This window comes from Citrobacter sp. MGH106, from assembly GCF_001037495.1.
Lineage (GTDB): Bacteria > Pseudomonadota > Gammaproteobacteria > Enterobacterales > Enterobacteriaceae > Citrobacter > Citrobacter murliniae.
On the sequence record NZ_KQ089822.1, the window covers coordinates 266,262 to 286,035 of the forward strand.

18 protein-coding genes are annotated in these 19,774 nt (G+C 50.2%); 13 read left to right on the forward strand and 5 right to left on the reverse strand.

Annotated features, from left to right (window positions below; genetic code table 11):
- Positions 1-141: 141 nt before the first annotated feature.
- The gene (locus tag SK36_RS01265; RefSeq protein WP_048220550.1) at positions 142-1,182 is read right to left on the reverse strand and encodes an aldo/keto reductase; all 1,041 of its coding nucleotides are present in this window, start codon (positions 1,180-1,182) and stop codon (positions 142-144) included.
- Positions 1,183-1,336: 154 nt separating this feature from the next.
- Between SK36_RS01265 and yghX the strand changes: the two genes are divergently transcribed.
- The 11 genes from yghX to hybG all read left to right on the forward strand — a co-directional run bounded on the left by yghX (position 1,337) and on the right by hybG (position 11,207).
- Positions 1,337-2,221, forward strand: a complete 885-nt coding sequence (gene yghX, locus SK36_RS01270) for a YghX family hydrolase (protein WP_048220551.1) — start codon at positions 1,337-1,339, stop codon at positions 2,219-2,221.
- 218 nt (positions 2,222-2,439) lie between these two features.
- A complete protein-coding gene (locus SK36_RS01275; protein ID WP_048220552.1) occupies positions 2,440-4,080 on the forward strand; it encodes a methyl-accepting chemotaxis protein in 1,641 nt (546 codons plus the stop codon).
- Between the two features lie 85 nt (positions 4,081-4,165).
- Positions 4,166-4,453, forward strand: a complete 288-nt coding sequence (locus SK36_RS01280; RefSeq protein ID WP_048220553.1) for a DUF2623 family protein — start codon at positions 4,166-4,168, stop codon at positions 4,451-4,453.
- 190 nt (positions 4,454-4,643) lie between these two features.
- Positions 4,644-5,762 carry a hydrogenase 2 small subunit gene (gene hybO / locus SK36_RS01285; RefSeq protein ID WP_045447522.1) on the forward strand — a complete coding sequence of 373 codons (1,119 nt, stop codon included), beginning with the start codon at positions 4,644-4,646 and terminating at the stop codon, positions 5,760-5,762.
- Positions 5,763-5,764: 2 nt separating this feature from the next.
- Positions 5,765-6,751, forward strand: coding sequence for a hydrogenase 2 operon protein HybA (hybA, locus tag SK36_RS01290; RefSeq protein WP_045447519.1), 987 nt, complete (start codon positions 5,765-5,767; stop codon positions 6,749-6,751).
- Entirely contained in the window at positions 6,741-7,919 is a 1,179-nt protein-coding gene (hybB, locus tag SK36_RS01295) for a Ni/Fe-hydrogenase cytochrome b subunit (RefSeq protein ID WP_048220555.1), read from the forward strand. The genes hybA and hybB overlap by 11 nt, the downstream gene beginning before the upstream one ends.
- Positions 7,916-9,619 (forward strand): hydrogenase 2 large subunit, encoded by a 1,704-nt coding sequence (gene hybC / locus SK36_RS01300; RefSeq protein WP_048220556.1) that lies wholly within the window; start codon positions 7,916-7,918, stop codon positions 9,617-9,619. Before hybB ends, hybC begins: the two co-directional genes overlap by 4 nt.
- Positions 9,619-10,113: a HyaD/HybD family hydrogenase maturation endopeptidase gene (locus tag SK36_RS01305; protein ID WP_048220557.1), complete on the forward strand. Its 495-nt coding sequence runs from the start codon at positions 9,619-9,621 to the stop codon at positions 10,111-10,113. Before hybC ends, SK36_RS01305 begins: the two co-directional genes overlap by 1 nt.
- Positions 10,106-10,594, forward strand: a complete 489-nt coding sequence (gene hybE / locus SK36_RS01310; RefSeq protein WP_048220558.1) for a hydrogenase-2 assembly chaperone — start codon at positions 10,106-10,108, stop codon at positions 10,592-10,594. The genes SK36_RS01305 and hybE overlap by 8 nt, the downstream gene beginning before the upstream one ends.
- Positions 10,587-10,928, forward strand: coding sequence for a hydrogenase maturation nickel metallochaperone HypA (gene hypA, locus SK36_RS01315; RefSeq protein WP_048220559.1), 342 nt, complete (start codon positions 10,587-10,589; stop codon positions 10,926-10,928). The genes hybE and hypA overlap by 8 nt, the downstream gene beginning before the upstream one ends.
- Before the next feature lie 30 nt (positions 10,929-10,958).
- A complete protein-coding gene (hybG, locus tag SK36_RS01320; protein ID WP_003024459.1) occupies positions 10,959-11,207 on the forward strand; it encodes a hydrogenase maturation factor HybG in 249 nt (82 codons plus the stop codon).
- 49 nt (positions 11,208-11,256) lie between these two features.
- Here hybG and yghU read toward each other — a convergent pair whose 3' ends face one another.
- On the reverse strand, positions 11,257-12,123 hold the full coding sequence (yghU, locus tag SK36_RS01325) for a glutathione-dependent disulfide-bond oxidoreductase (protein ID WP_048220561.1): 867 nt from the start codon (positions 12,121-12,123) through the stop codon (positions 11,257-11,259).
- A 218-nt stretch (positions 12,124-12,341) separates the two neighbouring features.
- On the opposite strand from yghU, the gene SK36_RS01330 reads away from it, so the two are divergent.
- Entirely contained in the window at positions 12,342-14,630 is a 2,289-nt protein-coding gene (locus SK36_RS01330; protein ID WP_048220562.1) for an FdhF/YdeP family oxidoreductase, read from the forward strand.
- A gap of 151 nt (positions 14,631-14,781) precedes the next feature.
- Positions 14,782-16,641, forward strand: coding sequence for a bifunctional glutathionylspermidine amidase/synthase (gss, locus tag SK36_RS01335; protein ID WP_048220563.1), 1,860 nt, complete (start codon positions 14,782-14,784; stop codon positions 16,639-16,641).
- Positions 16,642-16,768: 127 nt separating this feature from the next.
- On the opposite strand, the gene SK36_RS01340 is transcribed toward gss, so the two are convergent.
- The 3 genes from SK36_RS01340 to SK36_RS01350 form a co-directional block, all read right to left on the reverse strand.
- Positions 16,769-17,305 (reverse strand): redoxin domain-containing protein, encoded by a 537-nt coding sequence (locus tag SK36_RS01340; protein ID WP_048220564.1) that lies wholly within the window; start codon positions 17,303-17,305, stop codon positions 16,769-16,771.
- Between the two features lie 377 nt (positions 17,306-17,682).
- A complete protein-coding gene (locus tag SK36_RS01345) occupies positions 17,683-18,201 on the reverse strand; it encodes a hypothetical protein (protein ID WP_048220566.1) in 519 nt (172 codons plus the stop codon).
- Complete coding sequence (locus SK36_RS01350; protein ID WP_048220567.1) at positions 18,191-18,961, reverse strand: winged helix-turn-helix domain-containing protein; 771 nt, start codon at positions 18,959-18,961, stop codon at positions 18,191-18,193. Before SK36_RS01350 ends, SK36_RS01345 begins: the two co-directional genes overlap by 11 nt.
- Positions 18,962-19,774 lie beyond the last annotated feature (813 nt).

Sequence of the window (19,774 nt, forward strand, 5' to 3'; positions counted from 1 at the left end):
TTATTTCAGTACTGTACTACATCATCATGCCTCTGAACTTTGTGCTCTCGGTAGTTGTGATGACCAGCTGATACGACATAAGTACTGAAACATTCTGGCCGGGGCCGGCAACGCCGCCACCCGGCACAGTATTAAAGACGATTATTTGTCTGATGACGCCTGCCACAGATTAAGCTGACCATCGGCGACGTGTTTATCAATCTGCGCCAGCTCTTCTACACTGAATGTCAGATTGCTTAATGCCTGAACGTTTTCTTCCAGTTGTTCAGGTCGGCTGGCACCGATTAATACTGATGTCACCCGGTTATCTTTCAGTAACCAGCTCAACGCCATCTGCGCCATTGACTGTCCGCGTTGTTGCGCCATTTCGTTCAGCAAGCGCAGGCTGTTAATATTCGCCTCCGACAGCATTTTTTCCGTCAGTCCACGAACCTTTTTCCCTTCACGCTGCATGCGCGAACCTTCCGGAATGCCGTTGAGATATTTCCCCGTCAGTAATCCCTGGGCCAGTGGCGTAAAAGCTATGCAGCCCATGCCGTTGGATTCCAGCGTATCGAGCAAACCACTGCTGTCTACCCAGCGGTTAAGCAGGTTGTAGGAGGGTTGGTGGATCAGCAGCGGAATTTTCCATTCCCGCAGCAGCTCTGCCATTTTTTGTGTTCGTTCGGGCGAATAGGATGAAATACCGACATACAGCGCTTTGCCACTTTGCACGGCATGGGCCAGCGCAGCAGCGGTCTCTTCCATTGGCGTGTTTTCATCCACGCGGTGAGAATAGAATATATCAACGTAATCAAGTCCCATCCGTTTCAGGCTTTGGTCAAGGCTGGCAAGCAGGTACTTGCGCGATCCGCCCGAACCGTATGGTCCCGGCCACATGTCATAGCCTGCTTTGGTGGAGATGATCAATTCATCACGATACTGAGCAAAATCTTCGCGCAGTAATCGGCCAAAATTCTCTTCCGCGCTACCCGGAGGCGGCCCGTAGTTATTGGCTAAATCAAAATGGGTGATCCCCAGATCAAATGCTTTGCGCAGCAGGGCACGCTGTGAATCCAGTGCTTGAACGTGTCCAAAACTATGCCATAAACCCAGCGACAACGCGGGTAAGCGCAAACCGCTACGGCCACAGTAGCGATAGAGCATCTGCTCATAACGTTCAGTATTGGCAAACCAGGCCATGAGATCTCCTTAGTGCAGGTGAATTTCGAAACAACGTTTCTATTCTAGCGGGTTAGCGATGAATATCCCGTTCACAAGTCACATTGGGATGAAAAACTGGGCAAAAACAGGCCGCTGTGCTTTGCTTAAAAAAACATCATGCAGGAGTGGAACTATGCCGCGTTTGACAGCCAAAGACTTTCCACAGGAGCTACTCAATTACTATGACTATTATGCTCACGGTAAAATATCTAAACGAGAGTTCCTCAATATAGCGGCGAAATATGCAGTTGGCGGCATGACGGCGCTGGCATTATTTAATTTGTTGAAACCGAATTATGCCCAGGCGGTGCAGGTGGAATTTACCGATCCCGATATTCTGGCAGAGTACATTACCTACCCGTCACCTGAAGGGCACGGCGATGTGCGGGCTTATCTGGTTAAGCCTGTGAAAGTGTCGGGGAAAATACCTGCGGTCATTGTTGTACATGAGAATCGTGGGTTGAATCCGTATATTGAGGATGTCGCCCGGCGGGTGGCTAAAGCTGGCTATATGGCACTCGCACCGGATGGATTAAGTTCAGTAGGGGGCTATCCGGGGAATGATGATAAAGGCCGGGAATTACAGCAACAGGTTGATCCTGTTAAGTTGATGAACGATTTTTTTGCCGCAGTTGAATTTATGCAGCGTTATCCGACAGCGACGGGGAAGGTCGGCATAACCGGATTTTGCTACGGAGGTGGCGTATCAAATGCAGCGGCTGTCACCTTTCCTGAACTGGCCTGTGCCGTTCCCTTTTATGGGCGGCAGGTGCCTGCGTCAGATGTCCCTAAAATCAATGCACCTTTGTTATTACACTATGCAGCATTAGATGAGCGTATTAATGAAGGCTGGCCAGCTTATGAAGAAGCGCTGAAGGCCAATAAGAAAGTCTATGAAGCATTTATCTATCCTGGGGTTAATCATGGTTTTCACAATGATTCAACGCCGCGTTATGATAAAGCCGCTGCCGATTTAGCCTGGGAGCGGACTATCTCATGGTTTAAAAAATATTTATAATAAAAAACAAGGCATTATTTAGTTAACCTGGTTAGTTATCTGAATAAGAATGCTACCTGGTTTCATTAGCATTCATATTGATATGGCCGGAAAAGACTAAGATGTACTTAAAAAAGTAAAAAAATAACAAACGCATTATATCTTCTCTGCTCTCTGCCGATAACAAGGGTAAGTCTCGCCTGATGGCGAATCCCCTCATCAACGGCAAGGAAATTATTATGCGTTTGCTGAAAAACTTCACTATTCGTATTGTTATGTTGGCAATACTTGGACTTTTTTGCCTGCTCTGGTCGGGCGTGGGTTTATTCAGTCTCCATTCTTTATCAAAAATCTCAGAAGGGAATGATATTGATCGCCATCTGGTACAGCAGATGACGATTCTCAGCCAGGGAAACGATCAGTATTTCCGTTTTGTGACGCGTTTAAGTCGGGCAATGGATGTCAAAATTAGCGGGGGAACACCTGATTTTGCTCCTGCCCAACAATCGCTGAATAACATGAGTAAAAAGCTTGAGGAGATGAAGAAACTGTCTCCAGGGCCGATGGATCCGGAAATTGCTGCCGCAGTACTGGCGAAGTGGCAAGCACTGCTGGACAAAGGCGTGACCCCACAAATGCAGTTGGCGCAGCAGGGAACCCTCACGGCATGGTCAGAACATGCCAGTACCGTCACACCTGCACTGAGCCGTGAATTTGGCGCCAGCGCCGAGCGTTTTAATACCACTGCGGGTGAGAGGCTGGATACGACACGTGTTATGGTTGACAGCAAGACGTCTATCATCCGGACGTTAATTATCACTGCCGTCATCCTGGGGATTGCAATCCTTATCTTTACCGACCGTTACCTCGTTTCAATGATGGTGAAGCCGCTGGCGCGTATTCGCCAACAGTTCCGTCAGATTGCGCAGGGCGATCTTAGTCATCCAATTGAAGAATTAGGGCGTAACTGCGTGGGCCAACTGGTGCCTTTACTGTCCGCGATGCAGGACAGCTTACGTGAAGCTGTGAGCACGATTCGTTCGGGAAGCGACAACATCTGGCGTGGGGCAACAGAAATATCCAGCGGCAATAATGATCTCTCTTCACGTACTGAAGAACAGGCAGCTGCGCTGGAAGAGACCGCAGCCAGCATGGAACAGCTGACCGCAACGGTAAAACTGAACGCTGAAAACGCGCGCGAAGCCAGCCAGCTTGCCGACACTGCGACAGAAACGGCGGGTAAAGGTAGCACGTTAGTTTCGCAAGTGGTCGACACAATGGATGGTATTGCGGCCAGCTCGAAACAGATCGCTGAAATTACCTCAGTTATTAATAGTATCGCCTTCCAGACGAACATTCTGGCGCTCAATGCTGCAGTCGAAGCTGCCAGAGCTGGCGAGCAGGGACGTGGTTTTGCGGTGGTCGCCGGTGAGGTTCGCAATCTCGCCAGTCGTAGTGCCGGGGCGGCGAAAGAGATAGAGACATTAATTGGCGAATCGGCGCGCCGTGTCGATCAGGGGGCTCGTCTGGTTAAAGAGACTGGCTCGACGATGGAAGCAATTCTGCGCGGTGCGACCGAAGTGACCGTCATTATGAAACAAATCGCTTCTGCTTCTGAGGAACAGAATAAAGGTATTTCGCAGGTCAGCGTGGCGATTACGCAAATGGACAGCGTGACCCAGCAGAACGCCGCGCTGGTGGAACAGGTTTCTGCTGCGGCGGTTGCACTGGAGCGGCAGACTGAAGAACTACAGCGCTCTGTACAGCAGTTCCGGCTTTCTGCAAATGATGTGCAATACGCTTCAACTAACACCGCTTCCTCTGCAGAAGAAAGCAGAACACCTGCGACACCTAAAACGGACGAATGGGTGGCCTTTTAATCTGGCACAAAAAAGTGCGTGATACCTCTGGTCTTTGCTTAAAAAATCGCTATATAATTTGTTATATAGCGATTGGAGAATATGCATGGACAACCATTTTGGTAAGGGCCTGATGGCCGGGTTAAACGCCTCAAGTGCGGACAGTGCACGTAAAGTGGTTGGTTTTTGTGCTGACTATAAGCGCGGATTTGTGCTCGGTTTTTCGCATCGTATGTTTGAAAAAACGGGTGATCGACAGCTTAGCGCGTGGGAGGCGGGGATCCTGACGCGTCGTTATGGACTGGATAAAGAGATGGTGATGGATTTCTTTAAAGAGAACCAGTCGAGTACAACAATTCGGTTTTTCATGGCCGGCTATCGGCTCGAAGCTTGATCCAAAAGGGGTATTATCTTGCTTTAATTAATTACACTATTGACCTACGCCTTCGTTTTGTTGCTCCGCCGAAGTATTATAATGCACATAACCATATAAAAAGTGTGGTAAATGGCGCGCCGATCGCAATATGCAACATGCGAATGGTGCAAAATAAAAAGCCAGGTCTTCGCAACGGAATAACAATAAAATGACTGGAGATAATTCTCTCATCAATTCGAACGGCATCAATCGCCGTGATTTCATGAAGCTTTGTGCAGCACTGGCCGCTACCATGGGGCTCAGTAGCAAAGCCGCCGCAGAAATGGCAGAATCAGTTTCCCGTCCTCAGCGCCCGCCAGTTATCTGGATCGGTGCTCAGGAATGTACGGGTTGTACTGAATCTCTGCTTCGTGCGACACACCCTACAGTGGAAAACCTCGTCCTTGAGACAATCTCTCTGGAATACCATGAGGTGCTCTCCGCCGCCTTCGGCCATCAGGTTGAAGAGAATAAACATAACGCTCTGGAGAAGTACAAAGGGCAATATGTTTTGGTGGTAGATGGTTCTATCCCACTAAAAGATAATGGTATTTACTGCATGGTTGCCGGTGAGCCAATTGTGGATCACATCCGTAGAGCGGCAGAAGGTGCAGCAGCTATCATTGCTATCGGCTCTTGTGCCGCATGGGGTGGTGTTGCTGCCGCTGGCGTTAACCCAACGGGTGCCGTCGGTTTGCAAGAAGTTCTGCCAGGCAAAACCATCATCAATATCCCCGGCTGTCCGCCGAACCCGCATAACTTCCTCGCGACTGTCGCGCATATCATCACCTATGGCAAACCACCGAAGCTGGATGCGAAAAACCGTCCGACATTTGCCTACGGTCGTCTGATTCACGAGCATTGTGAACGTCGTCCGCACTTCGATGCTGGTCGCTTTGCCAAAGAGTTTGGCGATGAAGGTCACCGTGAAGGTTGGTGCCTCTACCATCTGGGCTGTAAAGGACCAGAAACGTATGGCAACTGCTCAACATTGCAGTTCTGTGATGTTGGTGGCGTGTGGCCGGTGGCAATTGGTCACCCGTGCTACGGCTGTAACGAAGAGGGCATTGGTTTCCATAAAGGCATTCACCAGCTCGCCCATGTGGAAAACCAGACTCCGCGTTCTGAGAAGCCTGATGTCAACATAAAAGAAGGCGGCAACATTTCAGCCGGGGCTGTTGGGCTGCTTGGTGGCGTAGTAGGACTGGTTGCCGGCGTCAGCGTGATGGCGGTACGTGAACTGGGGCGTCAGCAAAAGAAAGATAACGCTGACTCACGGGGAGAATAACCGTGAACAGACGTAACTTTATTAAAGCAGCCTCCAGCGGAGCGTTGCTGTTGGGCGCTGCGCCGTCCGTCAGCCATGCGGCTGCAGAAAACCGTCCGCCGATCCCGGGTTCTCTTGGGATGCTCTATGACTCGACGCTGTGCGTAGGCTGCCAGGCCTGTGTCACCAAGTGTCAGGATATCAACTTCCCGGCGCGTAACCCGGAAGGCGAGCAAACCTGGTCGAACAACGACAAATTGTCACCGTATACCAACAACATCATTCAGGTGTGGCGTAGCGGAACAGGCGTTAACAAAGATCAGGAAGAGAACGGTTACGCATACATTAAGAAACAGTGTATGCACTGTGTCGATCCTAACTGTGTCTCTGTTTGCCCGGTCTCCGCGCTGAAAAAAGATCCGAAAACCGGCATTGTCCACTATGACAAAGATGTTTGTACCGGGTGTCGCTACTGCATGGTTGCTTGCCCGTACAATGTCCCTAAATACGACTACAACAACCCGTTTGGTGCTCTGCACAAGTGTGAGCTTTGTAACCAGAAAGGTGTTGAACGGCTGGACAAAGGTGGTTTACCGGGGTGTGTTGAAGTGTGTCCTGCTGGTGCCGTGATTTTTGGTACGCGTGAAGAGCTGATGGCTGAGGCGAAAAAACGTCTCGCGCTGAAGCCTGGCAGCGAATACCACTATCCGCGTCAGACAGTGAAAGCCGGTGATACCTATCTGCATACGGTACCGAAGTACTACCCGCACCTGTACGGTGAAAAGGAAGGCGGCGGTACGCAGGTTATGGTGCTGACCGGTGTTCCTTACGAAGATTTGGATCTGCCGAAACTGGATGATCTTTCAACCGGTGCGCGTTCCGAACATGTTCAACATTCCCTGTATAAGGGCATGATTTTACCCCTGGCTGCGCTGGCGGGCTTAACCGTGCTGGTTCGTCGTAACACGAAAAACGACCATCACGATGGAGGAGACGATCATGAGTCATGATCCTAAACCGCTGGGCGGAAAAATAGTCAGCAAACCGGTCATTATTTTTGGGCCGTTAATCGTCCTGTGTATGCTCCTGATCGTGAAACGTCTGGTCTTCGGATTGGGGTCTGTCTCCGATCTGAACGGCGGTTTCCCATGGGGTGTGTGGATCGCGTTTGACCTGTTGATCGGTACTGGCTTCGCGTGCGGCGGTTGGGCGCTGGCGTGGGCAGTATATGTTTTCAACAGAGGGCAATATCATCCGCTGGTTCGCCCGGCGCTACTGGCGAGCCTGTTTGGTTACTCGCTGGGTGGCCTGTCGATCACCATTGACGTAGGTCGCTACTGGAACCTGCCGTATTTCTACATTCCGGGCCACTTTAACGTGAACTCGGTACTGTTCGAAACGGCGGTCTGTATGACCATCTATATCGGCATTATGGCGCTGGAATTTGCTCCGGCCTTGTTTGAGCGTCTGGGGTGGAAAGTCTCCCTCAAGCGTTTGAACAAAGTGATGTTCTTTATTATCGCCCTCGGTGCGCTGCTGCCGACTATGCACCAGTCTTCAATGGGTTCATTGATGATTTCTGCAGGCTATAAGGTCCATCCGCTATGGCAAGCTTATGAAATGTTGCCGCTTTTCTCTGTATTAACCGCCTTCATTATGGGCTTCTCGATCGTCATTTTTGAAGGCTCGTTGGTACAAGCCGGCCTGAAAGGTAACGGTCCGGACGAGAAAAGTTTGTTCATCAAGCTGACAAATACGATTAGCGTCCTGCTGGCGATATTCGTCGTCCTGCGCTTTGGCGAGTTGATCTATCGCGACAAATTGTCGTATGCGTTTGCAGGCGATCTTTACTCCGTGATGTTCTGGATTGAAGTCGTGCTGATGGTCTTCCCGCTGGTAGTCCTGCGCATCGCTAAGCTGCGTAATGACTCGCGTATGCTGTATATGTCTGCGCTGAGTGCATTGCTGGGCTGTGCGACATGGCGTTTGTCCTATTCGCTGGTGGCATTTAATCCTGGTGGTGGATACCACTACTTCCCGACATGGGAAGAACTGTTGATTTCTATTGGTTTTGTGGCTATTGAGATTTGTGCATACATCGTACTCATTCGTCTACTGCCGATACTTCCTCCTTTAAAACAAAACGATCAAAATCGTCATGAGGCGAGCAAAGCATGAGCCAGAGAATTACTATTGATCCGGTAACCCGTATTGAAGGCCATTTACGCATCGACTGCGAAATCGAAAATGGCGTGGTATCTAAAGCATGGGCGTCCGGTACCATGTGGCGCGGCATGGAAGAGATCGTGAAGAATCGCGATCCGCGCGATGCATGGATGATTGTGCAGCGTATTTGTGGTGTTTGCACCACGACTCACGCTATCTCTTCTGTGCGTGCAGCAGAAAGCGCACTGAACATTGATGTTCCCGTGAATGCACAGTACATCCGTAACATCATTCTGGCAGCGCACACCACGCATGACCATATCGTGCACTTCTACCAGCTGTCTGCGCTGGACTGGGTGGACATCACCTCTGCGCTGAAAGCCGATCCAGCGAAGGCCTCGGCGATGCTGAACGGTGTGTCGACCTGGCACCTGAACAGTGCGGAAGAGTTCACCAAGGTTCAGAACAAGATTAAAGACCTTGTTGCCAGCGGCCAGTTAGGTATTTTTGCTAATGGTTGCTGGGGCCACCCGGCGATGCAGTTACCGCCGGAAGTGAACCTGATTGCGGTCGCACACTACCTGCAGGCGCTGGAATGCCAGCGTGATGCAAACCGCGTCGTGGCGCTGCTGGGCGGTAAGACACCGCACATTCAGAACCTGGCGGTAGGCGGGGTTGCGAACCCAATTAACCTCGACGGTCTCGGCGTGTTGAACCTTGAACGCCTGATGTACATCAAGTCCTTCATCGATAAGCTGAGCGACTTTGTTGAGCAGGTTTACAAGGTGGATACCGCTGTCATTGCGGCGTTCTATCCGGAGTGGTTGGAACGCGGTCAGGGTGCGGTTAACTATCTGAGCGCGCCGGAATTCCCGACTGACGGTAAAAACGGCAGCTTCCTGTTCCCGGGCGGTTACATCACCGATGCCGATCTGTCGACCTATCGTCCGATCACCTCTCACTCTGATGAATACCTGATTAAAGGGATCCAGGAGAGTGCGAAACACGCGTGGTACAAAGACGAATCGCCGCAGGCACCGTGGGAAGGCACAACGGTTCCTGATTACACTGGCTGGTCAGATGATGGCAAATACTCCTGGGTTAAAGCACCGACCTTCTACGGTAAAACGGTTGAAGTGGGTCCGCTGGCCAACATGCTGTGTAAGCTGGCAGCGAAACGCGAATCTACCCATGCCAAGCTGAATGAAATCGTTGCAATCTATACGAAGCTGACCGGTAAAACGATCGAAGTAGCGCAACTGCATTCCACGCTGGGCCGTATTATTGGCCGTACCGTTCACTGCTGTGAACTGCAGAACGTTCTGCAGGATCAGTACAATGCGCTGATCGTGAACATCGGTAAAGGCGACCACACAACCTTCGTGAAACCGGATATTCCGGCAACAGGCGAATTCAAAGGTGTTGGTTTCCTTGAAGCGCCGCGCGGTATGCTTTCTCACTGGATGGTGATTAAAGACGGCATTATCAGTAATTACCAGGCGGTAGTTCCGTCAACCTGGAACTCTGGCCCACGTAACTTTAATGACGAAGTAGGGCCGTACGAGCGTTCGCTGGTAGGCACGCCAATCGCTGATCCAAACAAACCGCTGGAAGTGGTTCGTACCATTCACTCCTTCGACCCTTGTATGTCATGTGCGGTGCATGTGGTGGACGTTGACGGGAACGAAGTGGTCTCAGTTAAGGTTCTGTAATGCGGATATTAGTCTTAGGGGTCGGCAATATTTTGCTGACCGACGAAGCCATCGGGGTACGTATCGTTGAGGCATTAGAACAACGATACATCCTGCCAGACTATGTTGACGTTCTGGATGGCGGTACGGCTGGGATGGAACTTCTCGGCGACATGGCGAACAGAGATCATCTGATCATTGCTGACGCCATTGTGTCGAGAAAAAACACGCCGGGAACCATGATGGTCCTGCGGGATGAAGAGATTCCGGCGCTGTTTACCAACAAAATCTCACCGCACCAGCTTGGCCTGGCCGATGTTTTGTCGGCCCTGCGCTTTACCGGCGAGTTCCCGAAAAAACTGACTTTGGTTGGTGTTATTCCGGAATCGCTGGAGCCGCATATCGGTCTCACCCCGACGGTTGAAGCCATGGTTGAACCTGCTCTTGAGCAGGTTCTTGTTGCGCTGCGCGAATCGGGTGTGGCAGCGATCCCTCGGGAGACGGCCCATGGCTGAAGAGTTTTTGGGCTTTCAGGCGGCCCCGAAGGAGCAGATTCAGGCTGCGTTTGAAGAAGTAGCCCGACGTTCGATGCACGATCTTTCTTTCTTGCATCCGAATATGCCGGTGTATGTTTCTGATTTTTCGCTGTTTGAAGGGCAGTGGACGGGGTGTGTTATCACGCCCTGGATGCTCAGCGCACTGATTTTCCCGGGGCCAGACCAGGTCTGGCCCGTACGTAAGGTCAGTGAGAAAATCGGGCTGCGTCTGCCGTATGGCGAGATGACATTTACCGTTGGCGAACTTGATGGCGTATCGCAGTACTTTTCCTGTTCGTTGATGTCACCGCTTTCGCACAGCATGTCGGCACAAGAGGGTATCCGTCTGACTGACGATTGTGCACGAATGTTGTTATCGTTACCTGTTAGCGACCCGAATGCGCCGCAAATGGGACGTCGGGCACTGTTGTTGGGCCGCCGGAGTAGCGAAAATGCATGAGCTGTCTCTTTGCCAGAGCGCGGTTGAAATTATTCAACAGCAGGCAGAGCAGCACGATGTAAAACGTGTTACCGGCGTTTGGCTGGAAATTGGGGCGCTCTCGTGTGTTGAAGAGAGCGCCGTACGTTTCAGTTTTGACATCGTCTGCCAGGGCACGCTGGCGCAGGGATGTGAACTACACATTGATTACAAACCTGCTCAAGCCTGGTGCTGGGATTGCAGTCAGGTCGTGGAGGTCACCCAGCATGATGCGCAGTGTCCACTCTGTCAGGGCGATCGTTTGCGGGTTGATGCCGGCGATTCACTGAAAGTTAAAAGTATAGAAGTCGAATAGCCCATAGGTTGCTATGGGGCGGAGTCAGATATGTGTATTGGAGTCCCGGGTCAGGTTCTGGCCGTTGGTGAGGATATTCACCAGCTTGCGCAGGTTGAAGTGTGCGGCATCAAACGCGATGTCAATATTGCCCTGATTTGTGAAGGTGATACTGCCGAGCTGGTTGGGCAATGGGTGCTGGTGCACGTAGGGTTCGCCATGAGCATCATTGATGAAGATGAAGCTAAAGCCACGTTAGATGCACTTCGCCGTATGGAGTATGACGTCACCAGCGCGTGACCACTTCTGAAAATGCCGGATAGCGAACAGGCTAATCCGGCATCTTATTTTAACCCTGACGTTTATCTTCGGTATTCGTGTCGAAGTCGCTGGCGTCATGGCGTTCATGCAACTGCTCGTTAAGCGGACCGTTAGTGCGGTTTACAATGCGACCACGCTTAACCGCCGGGCGTTTTGCAATCTCTTTTGCCCAGCGCTGAACATTTTTATAACTTCCCGCATCAAGGAATTCTGCCGCGTCATAGACGTTCCCCAAAACGACATTGCCAAACCATGGCCATACTGCCATATCGGCAATAGTGTACTCATCCCCTGCCACAAACTGATGATGCGCCAGCTGCTTATCCAGCACGTCGAGTAAACGCTTGGCTTCCATCGTAAAGCGATTGATCGCGTACTCAATTTTAATCGGTGCATAGTTATAGAAGTGTCCGAAACCACCGCCGAGGAAGGGCGCCGCTCCTTGTAGCCAGAACAACCAGTTCAGCGTTTCGGTACGTTTCGCCAGATCCTGCGGCAGGAAATAACCATACTTTTCCGCCAGATAAAGCAGGATGGCGCCAGACTCAAACACGCGAACTGGCGGGTTTTGCGAATGATCGCGCAAAGCCGGGATCTTGGAGTTGGGATTCACTTCCACAAAGCCGCTGGAAAACTGATCTCCATCGCCAATGCGGATAATCCATGCATCGTATTCCGCGCCCTTCACCCCTTGCGCCAGCAGTTCTTCCAGCATAATCGTGACTTTCTGACCGTTTGGCGTACCCAGCGAGTAAAGCTGCAATGGATGCTTGCCGACTGGCAGCGTTTTCTCGTGTGTGGCACCGGAAACGGGGCGGTTAATATTGGCGAATGCGCCGCCGTTTGATTTATCCCACGTCCAGACTTTCGCGGGCTGATAAGTATTGTCTGACATGTTGACCTGCCTTCTGAGTGGTTGTGTTGAAGCAGTGTAGCAGTTAGGTAGAACTCAATTTAACAGATTGGGACTTTATGTCGCTTTGTGCTGAAAGGGGAAGATAAATATAACCCGTTCATTGTACTCAGACCGTACTCCATCAAGAGGAAATCAATGTAAGACGGAAATTGCTACCGTACTCACCATCAATCATTGGCGGTCAATAAGCAGTAATAATGAAAAAGGGTGTTCCAGGAGTAAGCGGTTATCAGGGACCGGCGGGTGGGTGGGGCGCGGTAAAAGCCGTCACTGCTTCAGTGTTTTCGCAAAAGGCAGTCGTGCGCGACATTATCGCGATGTTTAAAATGAACCAGGTGAAGGGGTTCGACTGCCCGGGTTGCGCATGGCCAGATCCGGGTCATCGTGCGCCGATGGAGCTTTGCGAAAACGGCGTAAAGGCAGTTTCCTGGGAAACCACCACGAAGAAAGCGTCACCGGCGTTTTTTAGCCGCCATCCGGTTTCAACCTTGTGGCAATACAGCGATTATAAACTGGAAAATACAGGCCGTTTGACGCATCCGATGAAATACGATGCCGGAACTGACACCTGGCAGGCTGTCGAGTGGGACATTGCGTTTCAGGAAATTGGCGAACGCCTGCGCAGCTATGATTCAGCACAGCAAGTAGAATTTTACACATCCGGCAGAACCTCAAACGAGGCAGCGTTCCTTTACCAGTTGTTTGCCCGCGAATACGGCAGCAGCAACTTTCCCGATTGTTCAAACATGTGCCACGGCCCAACCAGTGCCGGGCTGACGCGGGCAATCGGTTTGGGGAAAGGAACCGTAGAACTTGACGATTTTAACCATTGTGATCTGGTGATTTGCATTGGACATAATCCTGGTACTAATCATCCGCGCATGCTTACCACGTTACGCGATGTCGCCAACCGTGGGGCCAAAATTATCTCCATCAATCCGCTGACCGAAAGAGGGCTTGAGCGCTTTAGCTTCCCGCAGAGTCCGAAAGAGATGTTCACCGGCCAGGCGACGGAGCTCAGCAGCGACTACTACCAGGTCAAAATGGGCGGCGATGCCTCATTGCTCAAGGGTATTATGAAGGCGTTGATCGAAATGGATGAGGCGCGGATCTTGCTCGATCAACCGCCGACACTCGATCATGCGTTTATTGATGAACATACCGCCGGATATTCTGCGCTGTATGAGGATTTACGCCAGCGTAGTTGGGCGGAACTGGAACTGGATTCCGGTCTGACGCGTAGCCAGATGGAAGATCTAGCACACAACTACAATAAGTCCCGCGCCACCATCATTTGTTACGGACTGGGTATCACCCAGCATAAAAACGGTACGGAAAATGTTCAGCAACTGGTGAACCTGCTGTTGCTTAAAGGCAATATCGGTAAGAAGGGGGCGGGGATTTGCCCTCTGCGTGGTCATTCGAATGTACAGGGTGACCGTTCTGTGGGGATCAATGAGGCGGCATCAGAAGATTTCCTGCAGCGGCTCGAAGCACATTTTTCTATCACCGTTGCGCGTAAACATGGTCGATCCAGCGTGGAAAGTATTCGGGCAATCGAACGGGGCGAGGCGAAAGCCCTCATTTGCATGGGAGGCAACCTGGCGGTGGCGATGCCAGAACCGCAACGTACCTTCGCGGCGATAAAAAAACTGGATATGCAGGTCCATATCGCGACCAAGCTGAACCGATCGCATTTGCTGCTGGCAAAACACAATTACTTGTTGCCTGCGCTGGGCAGAACGGAACGCGATATACAGGCTACCGGTGTTCAGTCTGTAACCGTCGAGGATTCGATGTCGATGGTGCATGCCTCCTGCGGTGGGCTGAAGCCGGCCTCCAGATGGTTAAAATCCGAACCCGCCATTGTGGCTGGAATGGCACGCGCCACACTTCTTCATTCGCCGGTAAACTGGGAAGACTTAGCCGGTAATTACGCGCTGATCCGCGAGGCTATCGAAGCCGTTATCCCGGAGTTTCATGATTACAATGCACGTATCGCTGAGCCGGGTGGGTTTCGCATGGATACGCCAGCATCACGTCGCGAGTGGCGAACTGCGAATGGTAAAGCCAATTTTGTCGTCAGCCGTCAGCGCGCAATCGAACGTGAAAACCAACCTGTTGATGCGCTGGTGCTGGCCACGTTGCGTAGCCACGACCAGTACAACACCACTATTTATGGGATGAACGACCGTTACCGTGGCATTACCGGTCGGCGCGATGTGGTTTTTTTAAGTGAAGATGAAGCGACTGCTCGTGGTCTGATTCAAGGTGATGTTGTGAACGTTCAGGCACTGGACGATAGCGGGCAGCCTTGTGTTGAACGCATGATGTACGGGCTAACGGTGGTGATTTACGACATGGCGGCGGGTTCCATTGGTGCGTATTTGCCGGAAGCGAACGTGCTGCTGTCACTCGATGCGGTCGACACGGAAAGTTTGACCCCGGCATATAAAAGCGTACCGGTTATCCTGATGAAAGCGTAGTTCCTGATGTGAATTTTTCTCCTCTGAGCGCCAGTCGCTGCGTTGAGGTGTATGATAGGTCGACCTCTGTCCGGTTAGTGTCGCAGAGCAGGCAATCAGAGCGAAAATTCACGCCAGACTGCTCAGGCTGTATTGTTTTGAGGTAAGGTGCATGAGCAAAGGAACGACCAGTCAGGATGCCCCATTCGGGACATTATTGGGCTACGCCCCAGGCGGCGTAGCAATCTACTCTTCAGATTACAGCTCCCTCGACCCGCGGGACTATGACGATGATGCCGCCTTTCGCAGCTATATCGACGATGAATATATGGGCCACAAATGGCAGTGCGTTGAGTTTGCGCGCCGCTTTCTTTTCCTCAACTATGGTGTGGTGTTCACGGATGTGGGCATGGCGTGGGAGATCTTCTCCTTGCGCTTTCTGCGTGAAGTCGTGAATGACAATATCCTGCCGCTTCAGGCATTCCCCAACGGCTCACCCCGGGCACCGGTAGCTGGTGCGCTGCTTATTTGGCAAAAAGGTGGCGAGTTCAAAGATACCGGCCATGTGGCAATTATCACTCAACTACTGGAAAATAAAATCCGCATTGCTGAACAGAATGTGATCCACACGCCGCTGCCTCCTGGACAGCAATGGACTCGCGAACTGGAGATGGTGGTCGAAAATGGCTGCTACACGCTGCGTGATACCTTTGATGACACCACGATCCTTGGCTGGATGATCCAGACTGACGACACCCGATACAGCCTGCCGCAGCCGGAAATCGCCAACGAGTCATTGAAAATTGACGGTGCACGCCTGGAAGATAAAGGGCAATTTGATGGCAAATGGCTGGATGAGCAGGATCCGCTACAAAAAGCCTACGTGCTGGCGAACGGACACGTGATTAATCAGGACCCACACCAGTACTTCACCATTACCGAGAGTGCAGAGCAGGAGCTGATAAAAGCGACCAACGAGCTGCATCTGATGTATCTCCACGCCACTGATAAAGTGCTGAAAGACGATAATCTGCTGGCTCTGTTTGATATCCCGAAAATCCTCTGGCCACGACTGCGCCTTTCCTGGCAGCGTCGTCGCCATCATATGATCACCGGTCGTATGGATTTTTGTATGGATGAGCGTGGGCTGAAGGTATACGAATACAACGCCGATTCTGCATCGTGCCATACTGAAGCCGGCCTGATCCTTGAAAGATGGGCTGAACGGGGTTACACGGGGCAGGGGCACAATCCTGCAGAAGGGTTGATTAACGAACTGGCGGGCGCCTGGAAGCACAGTCGTGCGCGTCCTTTCGTGCATATCATGCAGGATAAGGACATTGAGGAGAACTACCACGCGCAGTTTATGCAGCAGGCGCTACATCAGGCTGGTTTCGAGAGCAAAATCCTGCGTGGTCTGGACGAGTTGCGTTGGGATGAAGCGGGACAACTGATTGATGGCGACGGTCGTCTGGTGAACTGTGTCTGGAAAACCTGGGCATGGGAAACCGCGATTGAGCAGGTGCGCGAGGTGAGCGAAACCGAGTACGCCGCTGTTCCGATTCGTACCGGACACACCCACCAGGAAGTGCGCTTGATCGACGTGCTGCTGCGCCCGGAAGTGCTGGTCTTTGAGCCACTGTGGACGGTTATTCCCGGTAATAAGGCGATTTTGCCGATCCTGTGGCAACTGTTCCCACATCATCGCTATCTGCTTGATACGGATTTCACTGTCAACGACGAACTTGCACAAACCGGTTATGCGGTGAAACCTATTGCAGGACGTTGTGGCAGCAACATCGATCTGGTGAGTCATGAGGAAGAGTTACTGGATAAGACCAGCGGTAAGTTCGCTGAGCAGAAGAACATTTACCAACAGCTTTGGTGTCTGCCAAAGGTTGCTGGTAAATATATTCAGGTCTGTACGTTCACCGTAGGTGGTAACTACGGTGGCACCTGCCTGCGCGGTGATGAGTCGCTGGTGATTAAAAAAGAGAGCGATATCGAACCGTTGATTGTGGTGAAGGCTTAGCCTTGTTATCCCCGTGCTGGCTGATTTGCCATCGCGGGGTTTTAACGAGCGAGCCGTAATCGAAAATCCAAAAAGTAAAAACCGCCATCAGGGCGGTTTTTTTTGAATAGTGGTGTTGGGTCTGGACTTACAGTGCACACTGGCCATCGCTGCACCCTGATGTTACAGGTTCTTCTGAGGGAACAGACAGAGATTCGCTCAACAACGCGCCGATTTCTGCCCCCAGTGCCAGGTCGTCTACCTGACCAAAATATTGCTGGCGTAAGTATCCCTGCTGATCAATTAACGTCAGTGTCGGTGTACCGCGCATAGCGTAGGCCTGCATGGTTTGAGGAATGTCGCTTTCCGCAGACGGCATGTCCACTCCGACGGGAAAGGGGATACGGTATTCTGAAAGAAAGGTTTTCAGCGCTTGTGCGGTCATCACATCATGATGTTCGAAAACAGTGTGTAGCCCGATCACTGCCACCTTATCCTGCGGAAAAGTGGCGTAAACGCGAGAAACCTGCGGTAACCCGTGAGATACACAGCCTGGACACAGCATCTGGAATGATTCCATCACCACGACCTTGCCGCGCAGTGACTCCAGGGTTATCGGCTGTGGTGTGTTAAACCAGCGTTCAACAGTCAGGGCTGGTGCGCGCGGATGACGAATCTTATTCATGTTCTCTCCAGAATCCGCATGGATCTGCGGGTTAGTATCAGTTACTGGTTTACTTTACCCGGCAGCATTGGTTTACGAAGGTAACTTTAAATACATCCTCGACGCAAAGCAGCAGCGCGTGAACGGATGCATTAGCCCGTCATACCGGCCAACCCGCGTGAAAGAAAATGGCGACTCTCCCTGTGGGATAATAGTATCGACTCGGTATCATTCGATTGTATGCGCAGGCAGAATCGCCTGTCAATGTAGTTTTGATTCGATACTATATGCAAGGAAAACTCCACACCTAGGCTGGAAGGTGTGCTTATCGGATATGTTTACTGGTAAACAGGAACGGGTTGAGGTGACCTTGAAAAGGGACAGGTCAGGATAAGCCGTTAGCTTTGGTACTCTGCTTTGCTGACACAAACGTTTGTCGGAGAAAAGGTATTCCCTAACAGATAAGCGTTGTTAATTTCATAAATCTGTACGCGTTTTTCAGGCATAGACAGGTCAAATATATTACGGGTAAACAACTTATCAGGAACGTCATCGATATTATGTTTGTTCATTTTCATCTCGTTCATAAACACAGTACCGTTTTCTTCAATTCGATAATCGAAGCTGACAGAACGTTGCAAGATGAGTTGTTTTTCGGGACGGTTGCCTGATTCTGCTTGCGTTGATATGACGCCAGCAAAATCCAAAATGCCAGTGTTATCTTTCTGGAGTTGAACCATCAGGCTGCCATTGTATTTCCCGCCTCCAGGTAGTTCAGGAAGCGAAAGTATGGAAATGCAGCGCACACTTATCCCGTGATGAGCAGGAATGACTGTCACACCATTAAGACTTAACAGGGCGCTGCATACCAGCAACATGGCTGAGGAAGAAAGCAATATTTTATTTTTAATATTCATGTATATATACATCCTTGCATCCGGCAAATTTCGTTTTTTCTGTATTTTTGAAAGTACAGCGGGACAGAAAAACACGCCCCTTTTCGCCGTAAACATACAGGTCGTCAGGCTGAAAAATAAATGATGCACCGGGCTGACATTTCAGGTGTAAATCAGCCATCTTTCTGGCCTGCTCAAGCTTGACTGGAGCCACTTCTTGCGAACTTTTATAAAGGGTATAAACCGGACATTGGTCAATGTTGCCGAGTTTGTGCAATGGCAGGACAGGAATGCTGTTTTCTTTGCCACTAAATAAAGACATTACCGGGTAAGAAAGCATAAACAGCGAGAGGCAGATGGTAGTGAGCAGCGCTATTTTTACTCGCTTCGAAATCGGGGGGATGATTTTAGCGATGTGAGGGGGGGAGAAGGAGACACGAGGATGCTCTTCTGCCATAGATATTAAACCCTCAGCAATAAAAAAGCCCACGCGTGGCACAGTCTGAATGATTTCTTGCTCACAACCAAGCTCCAGCAATCCTTTGCGAATCAGGGAAATATACTGGCTCAGTGAGTTATTTGATGCCTGCAGACCATTTTTGTCCCAGACATTGATGAACATCTCTTCTCTGGCGACGACTTTCCCTTCCTGCTGCAGCAGATAAGTCAGGATTCGGTTTGCTGTAATAGATAGCATTACTGAATTGTCAGGTATACTCAGGCTTGTCAAAACACCGTCATCACTTCTGAATGTAACTTCATTGTTAATAATATATTTCATTTTTTATTCATTAACAGAGTATCACTTAATTATAAACCATCACGATTCTTCTTTCTTGTTGCAGAATGATGAACTGCCTGATTGCCTAAAATGTAGTGTTTTATTTTTGTCTTTTGACATAAAAATTTAAAGTATCAGTTTAAATATCTATAGATGCGTATTTTTTTGATACAAATACCTGGTTTTTTTGAGGGGTTTTATTCTAGACTCGTTTTTTTTTTGATAAAAACTCCCTGAAACATACAGTTCCAATATGTCGTTATTCCCTCGGATATCCGGAATGTTAAGGCGCACAACAGTAGCTATCAGTTCTGCTAAACAGGAATTACTTCGTTCTTACTCATGGTTCTTACCTTCATTATTCTATTGATACGTTACTGAAAAGCGCTGATACGGACAAGATTTTGTGTTTCTGCATCGCTATTCATTTGCTCAAGTTGATAAGGGATCAGACGCGTTAATATCAACGTGTGGCGAGGTAATATTTATCTCATAACGATTAAGGTTCTCCAGAGCCATTAGGTCATTGATTGATTTGTAAATGACCTATGTTTTTAGAAAGATGGTATTTCACCCTTCATGAAAGGGCTAAAAAATCACACTAATAAAATAATAGAAAAATTGCAAAGCATCAAGAGACTTAAAACATTGGCCAGTAGCGTGTGATGCTTTTCGCTTATTATATACGACAAGCAAAGTCTTTGAACCTGCAAAATTGGCGAATTGTGAAGTGAAGTTTTTCCAACTGCAGTCGTAGTCATCGTCCATGAATGTAATTTTTTGCAAATCAAGTGGATTGAATTTTTTATTATA